This is a genomic window from Aquidulcibacter sp. (assembly GCF_020253525.1).
Classification (GTDB): domain Bacteria; phylum Pseudomonadota; class Alphaproteobacteria; order Caulobacterales; family Aquidulcibacteraceae; genus Aquidulcibacter.
This window is the reverse complement of sequence record NZ_JADCBK010000011.1, coordinates 1-10,676: the sequence shown is the minus strand read 5'-3', so window position 1 is coordinate 10,676 and position 10,676 is coordinate 1. Positions and strand designations below refer to the sequence as shown.

Below are 10,676 nucleotides of genomic sequence, written 5' to 3'. Positions count from 1 at the left end.
AACATGAACGCTTCGCGATCAGCTGCTGCCTGTCTTAAGCATTCGCCTAGAGAGTTAGGGCGAGGATCGCACATTTCCAGTCAAAACTTGTGCCATAGCCCTACAACAATGCCACGATCAGCGGAGACTTCACTTTGGTCAAGACGCTGCCGCCATCCAAACTCAACGGCCAAATTCTGCGTGATCGGGCGAACATAGCCAATCTGCGCCCGAATAATCGCCTTGGTACAGCCATTGCCATCCCCAAATATTTTCACCATAGCCTTTTGTTCTTTGGCCATTTTTAGGCCTAAAGTGGCATCAAATCGCGTGCCAACACCACCTTGGTCACAGGATCTAGATGCCGCCTCAAAATTAGCCCAAGCACGCTCGCCCAGACTTTTGCCAAGCGCAAAGCGGGTTTCCACCCCATACGACCGGCCATTTTCATCCCGCGGGCTTGGAACCGAAAAGCCGCCTATTTGAGCAGAGACTGCCAGGGTTTGACCAAGGTAAATCTGACGGCGCGCCGCAATTTGAACCTCGTCTAGCACCCAATCCGTCGACGGGGATTGAATAGCTTCACTCCAGGAAGGAGAGACAACAAGTGCCCAGCCACGGGTTAGGCCATATTCGCCATAAACCTCAAACGAGGTACCAGATGGCGTGAGATCGGAACTGACTTCGACCAGATTTGCAATTAAAAGCCCTTGTTGGGGTGACGGGACCCAAGCCCCCGCAATCGCGGGGGCGGGAATAATCCCAACGCACACCCAACCTAGCCAAGCTGCAAGCTTGTTAAAATCTATGTGTTGAACCCAGGAGATTGGCGTGCCACCTTACGTAACAGGCCTGGCCACGCCAACATTCCGCCAAGTGCCTGAGTGAATGCAGGTTTGACTTGCTGGCCCACCCGCTCTTCCATCGCCTCATCACAGGTCAAAAGCTCACCACCAGCTTGGGCGAGGACCTGCATCTTGCAAGCGCGTTCGAGATAAAACATACGCATAAAGGCCGAAGCGGCGGATTCTCCAACCGTCAATGTGCCGTGATTGCGTAACAACATGAAATTCTTGGCACCGATGTCGGCTACCAAACGCTCGCGCTCATCAAGGTCGAGCGCCACACCCTCGTAATCATGATAAGCAAGATCGGCGGTGCATGCCATGGCAGTTTGGGAAATCGGCAATAGACCGCCCTTTTGCGCACTTACGGCGACCCCCGCATCACTGTGGCAATGAATGACACACATGGCGTCTTCGCGCGCTGCATGAATGGCGGAGTGGATCGTAAAGCCCGCTGGATTGATGAAATAGGGTGTTGGCTCAATGACATTGCCATTCAGGTCAACCTTCACCAAGGACGAAGCGGTAATCTCGTCAAACATAAACCCATAGGGGTTGATCAGAAAGTGATGGTCGGGCCCAGGTAGGCGCAACGATATATGCGTGAAGATCATATCGTCCCAGCCATACAACGCGATTAGACGATAAAGTGCGGCACAATCGACACGCGCCCGCCACTCCATATCATCGACTTTGTCGCCATAAATCGGAGCAGCGCTTGCCATCATACCAGTCAAGGCAGGTGCAGCGCCCGCGGGCAGAGCCGTACCACTTTCGGAGCCTGAATTTTGGGTATGAGCATTCATCTGACATTTCCTCCGCTACTGGACACAAACTCTCTCAGCTCTTTTGAAACCGGTCAAGTTACCTGCAGAAACTCTGCATTTTTAAGAAGGTCGTTTACATTCTGGTAACCACACCAACCCTACCGATTATAACGCAATGTCGAAAAATAGCACCAACCATCCGCTCATTACGCTCGCAGAAAACAGTTCGCGAGAGGCACGCGAGGCATTGGTAGCCGCCACTGCAGCACAATTTCTGGATACGGGCACGGAAGCAAGCCTCATGGAGCGCACGCTTTTCTCCGACATCCTTGTTAAGCTCTATAATTTCGCCCGCCAAGAGGTGCGGCTAAAGCTCTCAGCGACACTTGCCATGGCCGATTGGGCACCGATCGAACTGGTACGTGAACTTGCCTTAGATTCGTTTGATATTGCCCAACCCATCCTGGCCTTTTGCCCCATCCTCAATGACGACATCCTTGTCGAGGTGGTCAAGGCGTGCGGATTTGATCATCGTGCTACAATTGCTGAGCGTTCGTGCATTGGAGAGATTGTCTCAGAAAGTCTCATTGAGACCGAAGATAAGAAAATCTTGAGTACACTCGCCGCCAATGTGACGGCGCGCATCGCACCGAAAGACTTTGAGCGAGCCATGAATGTGCTGTCAGATACGCCAGAGTCGCTAAACGCCCTCATCACGAGACATGATTTACCCCCGAGCCTAGTTGCTGCCGCCTTTGCCATTGCAGGTGCCGAAGCACGAGATGCCATCACCGCCCGGGTATCGCCCCGGATTGCAAGCCGGCTTGTTAGCATCGTCGCTGATACGGCGGCTGATGTTGCCGCCACCATGACAAAAGGCCTATTCAACCATCCGATGCCCGAGCGTGTGGTCGAAACGGTCAGGAAAACTGCGCGCAACATGGATGTGAAGCCGACACCAGGATTCCTGGTTGCGGCCCTAATGCGAGGGGAACGAGAGCAGTTTATTCGGGGAATTGCACAAATCCTTGAGCTGCCCGTTGCAGGTGTTAGCCGAAAACTGATTAGCGCAGAGACAGAAAGTATTGCATTGGCAGCGCGGGCAGCCAATTTTGACTCATCCATTGTTAGAACGATTTACGAGACCCTCGAAACACGTTCCATCCCGTGGACGATTGGGGATGATCGCACCGTGGCCCTTGTCTGGATGCGTTGTTCTCCAGGTGCCGCACGCACTGCCTTTGCAAAAGGCATGGCCAACTAATAAAGAACAAAGGTCGGCTCCCTTTGTGGGGTCAGGCGGTCTTTAGACTTTGGTTGGATCGAGTGCATGACCTCTTCGCGCAGACGCCTTGAACGTATTGCCTTTGTTGCCAGTGCGCGCCCAGAAGCGCGTGAGGCCATGACGCGGATGCGCCACCTGTATGGCTCGGTTAAAGAAAGCGATGCCGATGTCATTGTGGCCTTAGGTGGCGATGGCTTGATGCTTGAAACCCTCCGGCGTCACATGGATGACGGCATTCCCGTGTTCGGCCTCAATCAAGGCACGATTGGCTTTTTGATGAATGACTATCGCGAGGGTGATTTGCCTGACCGGATCGCTGCTGCCAAGGCTTCCGTGATCCACCCGCTACGCATGTCCACCGTGCAAGTCGATGGCCAAGTGCACGACCATGTTGCCATTAATGAAGTGTCACTTCTACGCCAGACCCACCAAACGGCACGCCTCCGGATCGTGGTAGATGAGGCAGAGCGGTTGAACGAAATCATTTGCGACGGCGTATTGGTGGCAACCCCGGCAGGTAGCACTGCCTATAATTTATCGGCGCACGGGCCCATTTTGCCCTTAGGATGTGGGCTTTTGGCGCTAACGCCCATCAGTGTATTTAGACCTCGTCGGTGGCGAGGTGCGCTACTTCGACGCGAATCGCATGTCCGCTTTGAAGTTCTGGATGCAGATCTGCGCCCGGTTGCCGCCTCTGCCGATAGCCAAGAAGTTCGCAATGTCGCGAGCGTCAGCATTCGCGAGGATCGCTCACGCAGCATGGTCATGTTGTTTGACCCCGACAGGTCCTTGGACGAGCGGATGCTGGCCGAACAATTTGCGCAATAATTCAATTATTTCGAGTAACCGGCGCGTAGACACTTCAGATATTGAGGCAGTTTCGTCACATCAGTTAAGCGTCTTTCATAATCTATTAAACGCAATTTGATAGGCTTTGGTCTTGATTGGAGTATCCGATGTCAAGTCAAGATGACCAAGTTGAATTTATCTCGCCGCCCAATCGCCTAAAAGCGAAACTAGGTAATCGACTTGGCGGGTTTGACGCCGCGGCGATTGCGCGGGCTGAAGCTGCGCTTGCCTCTATGTCCGACCAATTTGCCGGTTGGCTAAATGACGAGCTTACCAAGCTGGAGGCCGCTTATGCAGTGGTTAATAAAGCCGGTTCTGGTGAACATGAGCTTGAAGAATTTTACCGTCGCGCGCACGACCTAAAGGGCTTGGGCTCCACTTATGGCTTTCCGATTGTCTCGCAATTTGCGGCGTCTTTGTGCAAATTGATTGACAGCCCTGAGGGCCGCGCCAAAGCCCCTCGTCAAATACTTGATGCCCATGTCGGTGCCATTATTGCTGCGGTCAAGCAAAACATTAAAGATAGCGACCATCCAATCGGCAAAGCTTTGTTGGTTGAGTTGCAGACACAAGTAAACCGCTACGCTGCCTCTCAATAAGCGGCAACAAAACCTAAAAATATTTGAACCCGGCCGTTTGGCCGGGTTTTTTCGTGCTGAATACCACTAAAATTGTCGAGACTGACCTGAGGGGTGCTTAAGGCCTGCTTGTTATGGAGGTGTCCTCAAGCCCAACACGCAGGAGGATTAAGTTCGAAACAATGGTGACCCAGGTTGTTTCTTTGGCGCGTGTCGAACTGCTGCAAAGCCTCGCTGCAGGTGAAATCCAATTAGCCTTTCAGCCGCAAGTTGATTTGTCGACAAAGGCGATTGTTGCCTTTGAAGGTGTCGCGCGCTGGCACCACCCCAAACTTGGTCAATTGTCACCGGGCTTGTTCTTTAGTCTTGCTGCAAAAGAAGGGCTAATGGGGGTCATTAGTCGCACTTTGGGTGCACAAGCCGCTCGCGCCGTCCATACGTGGCGTAGTCATGGCTACAAGATTGATATTGCCATTAATGTAGGCATCACTGACGTGATGGACCCCACTTTTGGCAAAGACCTGCACGATTGTGTTGCCAGTGAGGGCGCGCGGCCCGAGTGGATGATTTTAGAAATCGATGAAGAAGAATTGGTATGCACCGGGGCTCAGGGCTTGGCATGCCTCGAAATCCTAGCAGGATATGGCTTTCGAGTGGCACTTGATGCCAAAGGCCCCCCAAGTCTGGCCCTAGACAAGCGCGCCCGGTCATTGTTTTGCCAGCTAAAGTGTGGTGGCCCCACCATGTTGGCGGTCGCGAGTCGGCTTCATTCGGTGGGGGCCAGTGCCTTTATGCGACGGATTCAAGCGGCTCAAGCGGCAGGGATGCCGGTTGTCGCCGTGGGGGCGGAGTCCGCAAAGGCCATTCGCCAATGCTATCAAATCGGCTTTACGCGCCTACAGGGCCATTTTATTGCGCCCCCGCTGAGCTTTCAGGTCGCCTCCGAAATGTTGTTGGAGCAGCCTTCAGGTTTGGACGACAGCCCAGAATCTTACGGCCCAGAATCTTGCGGTCCTGACTCCGAACTTGCATCAGAAGGCAAAAGCGCAGACCTGTCTCCAGAAATTGTCGCCACAACGACTTTAAAGGTCACGTCGCACAGACCTTTACAGCTCTTCAGTTTGGAAGATATTGCCGAGCCTGAGCAGCATAATTCTGAGGCGGCTTAACCGACAGCAACCCGCTTTTCTTCCGCCTCTTCGCGGACAAAGTCCAGCTTCTCGAGAAGATAATTCAGATCCTCATCTGGGATCGACTGGAAGCGTGTCAGGACACGTTCGATCATCCGCTTGCGGAATCTTGTGCGATCATCCGCTGTCCCATCAAACTCTGTCTCATGAAGAACTTCGATGGCAGCACGGAATGCTGGGTAAAGACTCGGGGGCATGTTGGCCCGCTCAAAAATGGCGCGCAGCCCCATGGTGCCGCCATCATGGACCAGAAGCCAGGCCTTATTGTGCGCAATCCCTGCAAGTTCCGCAAAGGCATATTCCACCAAGCGCACTTCACCTTGGCATAGAGCCCGCAAAACAAAGCTGGGGGTCAGACGGCCATTGAGGTGTAGTTGCTGGACATAGCGCTTCATGTCCGCTTGCAGACCAGCCTGCGCGATCAAATCAATGCCAGCACGTTCCCGCGTGTTGGTAGCGAGATCAATCGCCATTTGTGGCGGCATGGCATGTTTCTCGACCAAGCGATCAAACAATTCGCCAGTGAGGCGTGCGGCCAATTTTTCAGAAACCAGAACCGGCAGAATAGGACGCTCAACCATAGCCTCGTGCAGGGCGCGAACGGTGGGGAACCGATCAAGTGCGCGGGTCATGCCCACTTCATTGAAACTTGCCCCTTCATTGTGCAGGGCTTCGATAATGGCTCCATCTATACCATGGGTGCAGAGTGCGGTTGTTACCGTTTCGGACAAAGTCTCCCGGCGGGCAATCGCATATTGGCGTGCTGGCTCGGCAGATTCCAAAATTTCCACCAAATCCTCATCACTGAGGACGGGCGAGCTTTCGAGCAAAGGTATCGCGATCGAATCGATATCGCGTGCCAATTTTGCCGCAATCTCTGGAGGGAGATTTGGTGATGCTTTCAGAGTTACAGCTAAAGCCCGTCGGACACGCTCTGCCGCACCGGCGACGACAATTTGCAAAATCTGCTCGGCATACTGACGTTCTTCATCTGTCAATGTGACCGTATCAATACGCCGACACAGCCGATAACACGCCAAAGCACGGTCTTCATCCGTATCGCCTTTGATCAAAGCCCGAATGTCTGCTTCACTCAGATTTACGCGTAGCGTTGAAACGCCCATGACACATCGCTCCCAGAACCACATTTGCCGTGATTCGCAACACAGCTAAGGTGCTCTGTTAGGGTTAATGGCGTCTTTACACAGGTAAATACTTGGGCTGTTGTGATGCGGGCTGAGACTAAAATGACAATCTAAAAATCAAAAACTTCAGGGGGGAAAATTATGCTGCTCAAAGGACTCAAAGTCATCGAATATGCCACGTATATCGCAGCACCCGGTGCCGGTGGCTTGATGGCTGACTGGGGGGCGGATGTGATCAAGATTGAACCACCCGGTGGTGACCCTATCCGTCGCTTCTTTGATACAATTGGGTCAGATATTGCCGAAAACCCTGTTTTTGATCTCGATAATCGTGGCAAGCGCTCCATCATTATTGATACAGGGCAAGATGAGGGACGAGACATTGTCCGGAAGTTAGTCAAAGATGCAGATGTCTTCATCACCAATGTCCGCCCTGGTGGCTTGACGCGCGCAGGCTTGGATTATGCAGCATTGTCACGCGTTAACCCCCGCCTCATCTATGCCAATGTCACCGGCTATGGGCTTGAGGGCCCCGACGTTGACCGCGCTGGGTTTGACGTAGCCGCTTTCTGGTCGCGCTCTGGCTGGGCGCGCTTAACTGCCCCCAAAGGCGTTGAGCCGTTTCCTATTCGAACGGGGGTCGGGGACCACATTTGCTCGCTCTCAACCGTTGCAGGTATTCTCGCTGCCCTCCACGGTCGGCAAACGACTGGCAAGGGCCAGCATGTCGACGCCTCGCTTCTGCGGGCCGGGACCTATACGTTGGGATCTGACATGTCGATCCAAATGCGTTTTGGACGTTTGGCCTCGACCCGACCACGCCACGAAGCCGTCAACCCGCTCGCCAATTTCTTTCAATGCCGCGACGGACGTTGGTTGACCCTCTTGCCCCGCCAAGGAACCGCGGATTGGCCGCTTTTCTGCCAAGCCCTCAGTTTGGAAGCGCTTCAGAATGATCCCCGCTTTGCAACATCTAAAGCACGACGCGAAAACGGGGCGACCCTCGTTGCCTTAATGGACGAAGTTTTTGCTTCCCGCGACTTCTCCGATATTGCAACACGGCTGGATGCGCATGATCTTGTTTGGGCCCCCGTGCAAAGCCCAGCCGAAACAGTAGCCGACCCGCAATTCCTCGCCGCTGGCGGTATGACCCAAATTGAAGATGGGCGAGGTGGATCAAAAGCCTCCCCTTCTGGTCCTATTCGCTTTCCAGGCATTCCAGAAGCAACCAAGCGGCCCGTCCCGACCCCCGGCAAAGATGCACGCGCCGTTCTGGCTGAAGCGGGCTTCAGCGCAGAGGAGATTGAAGCATTGCTCGTGAAATCTACCGTTGCCGAGAATCTCTAATTGTTTTGGGTGGTCGGTTCCCGGACTGGCCACCATAAAGGCCCGACTGCGATCAAGAGAACAAGGATGTTAATGACGGCATTGGATGTGTTGCCCGAAGCAATTGATCCGGCACTATCGAGGCAAAACCAGGTCAAGATACCAGCCAACGCGGTCCGCCTAACGGCCTCTGGTGCGTGATCATAGACCCAAACCGATAGGCACCAGATCATCACGCCCCAGCCCGCCAAAAAGCCGCCTGTCAGGGCCGATAGGAAGCGCGTGTCGGGGGAGGCGAACGTCGTCGCCCCATCCAACGGCCAACTCAGCAGGTCCAATGTCCAACGGGCAGGTTCTGCGGTTGCGGCCATGGTTCCCAAAAAGAACACCGGACCAAAAGAGCCAACGACTAGGGCCGTCACCTTCAACCAGAATTTGTGTGACGCGTGGTTCACCACCCAGATCATCCGGTCGGCCATTGGGTTAGAATGGTTGCCGCATCAAAATAGTCTCGCCAATAGGTAATGAGCCCCTCTTTGACTTCGAAGACACCTGTAACAGGCAGTTCAACCCATTTATCCTTGAGGCGGTGGCGATCAAGGCGTTCCAGAAATACAATTCCGCCACTGGCCGATTCCCGCAAAATCTTGAACTCATTTTCCAAGGTCGGCGAAAAGAACGGCTTGAGAACGGCGCGAATGCCTTGAGGGCCAATCACCTCACCAATCGGAGGCGGGTTGATATAAACGCAGCTTGGCGCAACCAAAGCCAAAGCGGTGTCATAATCCAATGGCTCCATGGCCTTTAAAAAGCTGGTGACAACTTCAATCGATTGGCGGCTTATATCGGTCATGATGCACTCCTTATGGCTTAGACCCAGAACTTCCCAATGATTGAAGTCTGTTGCAATTACGTCGCTGGTTATTAGCTGTTCGCTTGGGCTGCCGCGCGAAACATGGCTTCGGTTTCGGGGTCGGCAGGAAATAGCGTTTCCAGGCGTAATTCATCTGCCGTAATGTCTTGAGCCGTGCCAAACGTCGCTACAACGGCAAACATGGAGATCTTCATGCCTCGAATATCCATGTTAAAGGGGATCACCGGCACCAGCGAAGCATCAGCCGCCGACCAAAGGATATGGGGGTCCTGATAGGGGGCAAGCTCATCCAAGACCGCTTTCATCTCAATGCCGGCCAAGGCCTCTGCCTCACGCTGCGCTCGCTGCCACATTAAGGGGCCAACGGCCGACCAATTAGTCACAAAGGGCCGAATCCCGTTGGGATGAAAGAAAAGTCGCATAAGGTTACGACCCTCGCCGCCAACACGGCTCCAAATATCCTCGCCCAACATAGCGCCCAATTGATCAAACGATCGATTCGACAGGCGGACATTCCAAGCCCGGTCCAAGGCAAGAGCCGGAAACGGCTCATGTGCTGCCAGCATCATTCGGATAGCCGACATCACCTGCGCCATTTGAGGGTCATCCAAGGCACGCGTTTTGAAGATCGGTGCATATCCAGCTGCCGTCAGCCACGCATTGCGCTCACGCAGGGGAACTTCCAGAGTTTCACTCAATTGTAAGATCATGTTGCGACTGGGATTGGCGCGTCGCGATTCCAGAAAACTGACGTGACGCTGCGAGACACCCGACATCAAGGCAAGGTCCAATTGCGACAAACGGCGCTTTTGACGCCAATCTCGCAATAATTTGGCAAAGCCGCCATCGCCATCGACATAATTTGTCTGAACCGAAATCGTCATAGGTTGCCCCCAGTGATACCTCCAGACTGACACGGCCAAAGTGTCGGTTCAATGACGTCAGAGGTAATTGCCGACACGCAGTTTGGCCGCCAATCTATCTGTTACAGGCATGCAAGACGCACGATAGCCTAAGAGGAGAAGTTCACATGACTGCATTTTGGCGCGCGTATTTTGGGGTATTTTGTCTGTCTCTGGTCTTGTTTGGGGCACTCCTCAGCGCTGGTGCTTTTGCGCCCTCCAGCGGCCCCATTGCAGCTTTAATGGCGATCTTATCTGGCGGTGAAACAATTGAATTTACCGCAGCACTTCGTTTCTGCTTAGGTCTGATGGGGGCTATTACCATTGGTTGGGCTGTCATGATTTATGGGGTGATGCAGGTTGCATTCAAACTTGGTGCGCAAGGCCGACCACTTTGGGATGCCATCACTTCTGGTCTGATTGTTTGGTATGTGATTGACGGTATCTGCTCGATTGCGACAGGCTTTGCTCTCAACATTATCCCCAATACCGCTTTAGCTGCCATGTATTTGGTCGGCCTTAACCTGAGCGGCGCACGTAAGAATGCTGTTTGATTTTAAAGGATAGGACGGAACATGGAAGCGCTTAGAACGCCAGAAACCCGGTTTGAAAACCTACCGGATTTCGAGTTTTCACCCCACTATGTCGGTGATCTTTCAGGTTATGAGGGGCTGCGGGCGGCCTATTTGGATGAAGGGCCGCACGATGCAGACCAAGTCTTTCTTTGCCTGCATGGTCAACCGACCTGGAGTTACCTGTATCGAAAGATGATCCCGGTCTTTGTGCGGTCTGGTGCGCGCGTCATAGCCCCTGACCTTTTAGGATTTGGACGGTCCGATAAGCCGGTCGATGAACAGCTCTATGGCTTTGACTTCCATCGCAACTTCCTGATTGAGTTGATCGAACGACTCGATCTGACCAATATCACGCTTGTTG

General features: G+C 53.5%; 13 protein-coding genes. 7 read left to right on the top strand and 6 right to left on the bottom strand.

Going from position 1 to position 10,676, the window contains the following annotated elements; translation table 11 throughout:
• Nucleotides 1-80: 80 nt before the first annotated feature.
• Nucleotides 81-752 carry a hypothetical protein gene (locus IOB61_RS01650; RefSeq protein ID WP_290811229.1) on the bottom strand — a complete coding sequence of 224 codons (672 nt, stop codon included), beginning with the start codon at nt 750-752 and terminating at the stop codon, nt 81-83.
• Nucleotides 753-784: 32 nt separating this feature from the next.
• Nucleotides 785-1,549 (bottom strand): class II aldolase/adducin family protein, encoded by a 765-nt coding sequence (locus tag IOB61_RS01645; protein WP_290811263.1) that lies wholly within the window; start codon nt 1,547-1,549, stop codon nt 785-787.
• A 217-nt stretch (nt 1,550-1,766) separates the two neighbouring features.
• Here IOB61_RS01645 and IOB61_RS01640 point away from each other — a divergent pair, with 217 nt between their 5' ends.
• From IOB61_RS01640 to IOB61_RS01625, 4 genes are all read left to right on the top strand, one after another.
• Nucleotides 1,767-2,855 carry a DUF2336 domain-containing protein gene (locus tag IOB61_RS01640; RefSeq protein ID WP_290811227.1) on the top strand — a complete coding sequence of 363 codons (1,089 nt, stop codon included), beginning with the start codon at nt 1,767-1,769 and terminating at the stop codon, nt 2,853-2,855.
• A 66-nt stretch (nt 2,856-2,921) separates the two neighbouring features.
• The gene (locus tag IOB61_RS01635) at nt 2,922-3,704 is read left to right on the top strand and encodes an NAD kinase (RefSeq protein ID WP_085340517.1); all 783 of its coding nucleotides are present in this window, start codon (nt 2,922-2,924) and stop codon (nt 3,702-3,704) included.
• Nucleotides 3,705-3,832: 128 nt separating this feature from the next.
• Complete coding sequence (locus IOB61_RS01630; protein WP_290811222.1) at nt 3,833-4,324, top strand: Hpt domain-containing protein; 492 nt, start codon at nt 3,833-3,835, stop codon at nt 4,322-4,324.
• 161 nt (nt 4,325-4,485) lie between these two features.
• Nucleotides 4,486-5,472 (top strand): EAL domain-containing protein, encoded by a 987-nt coding sequence (locus IOB61_RS01625; RefSeq protein WP_290811219.1) that lies wholly within the window; start codon nt 4,486-4,488, stop codon nt 5,470-5,472.
• Here IOB61_RS01625 and IOB61_RS01620 read toward each other — a convergent pair.
• Nucleotides 5,469-6,617: a DUF2336 domain-containing protein gene (locus IOB61_RS01620; protein WP_290811216.1), complete on the bottom strand. Its 1,149-nt coding sequence runs from the start codon at nt 6,615-6,617 to the stop codon at nt 5,469-5,471. The two genes, IOB61_RS01625 and IOB61_RS01620, sit on opposite strands and share 4 nt — an antisense overlap.
• Before the next feature lie 162 nt (nt 6,618-6,779).
• On the opposite strand from IOB61_RS01620, the gene IOB61_RS01615 reads away from it, so the two are divergent.
• A complete protein-coding gene (locus IOB61_RS01615) occupies nt 6,780-7,985 on the top strand; it encodes a CaiB/BaiF CoA-transferase family protein (RefSeq protein WP_290811213.1) in 1,206 nt (401 codons plus the stop codon).
• Here IOB61_RS01615 and IOB61_RS01610 read toward each other — a convergent pair.
• From IOB61_RS01610 to IOB61_RS01600, 3 genes are all read right to left on the bottom strand, one after another.
• The gene (locus tag IOB61_RS01610) at nt 7,982-8,419 is read right to left on the bottom strand and encodes a hypothetical protein (RefSeq protein WP_290811210.1); all 438 of its coding nucleotides are present in this window, start codon (nt 8,417-8,419) and stop codon (nt 7,982-7,984) included. The genes IOB61_RS01615 and IOB61_RS01610 overlap by 4 nt on opposite strands.
• A gap of 8 nt (nt 8,420-8,427) precedes the next feature.
• The gene (locus tag IOB61_RS01605) at nt 8,428-8,817 is read right to left on the bottom strand and encodes a limonene-1,2-epoxide hydrolase family protein (RefSeq protein WP_290811207.1); all 390 of its coding nucleotides are present in this window, start codon (nt 8,815-8,817) and stop codon (nt 8,428-8,430) included.
• Nucleotides 8,818-8,888: 71 nt separating this feature from the next.
• A complete protein-coding gene (locus tag IOB61_RS01600; protein ID WP_290811204.1) occupies nt 8,889-9,722 on the bottom strand; it encodes a helix-turn-helix transcriptional regulator in 834 nt (277 codons plus the stop codon).
• 146 nt (nt 9,723-9,868) lie between these two features.
• On the opposite strand from IOB61_RS01600, the gene IOB61_RS01595 reads away from it, so the two are divergent.
• Both IOB61_RS01595 and IOB61_RS01590 read left to right on the top strand, forming a co-directional pair.
• Nucleotides 9,869-10,294, top strand: a complete 426-nt coding sequence (locus IOB61_RS01595; RefSeq protein WP_290811201.1) for a hypothetical protein — start codon at nt 9,869-9,871, stop codon at nt 10,292-10,294.
• Between the two features lie 21 nt (nt 10,295-10,315).
• A partial coding sequence (locus tag IOB61_RS01590; protein WP_290811198.1) for an alpha/beta fold hydrolase occupies nt 10,316-10,676 on the top strand: 361 nt, incomplete at its 3' end.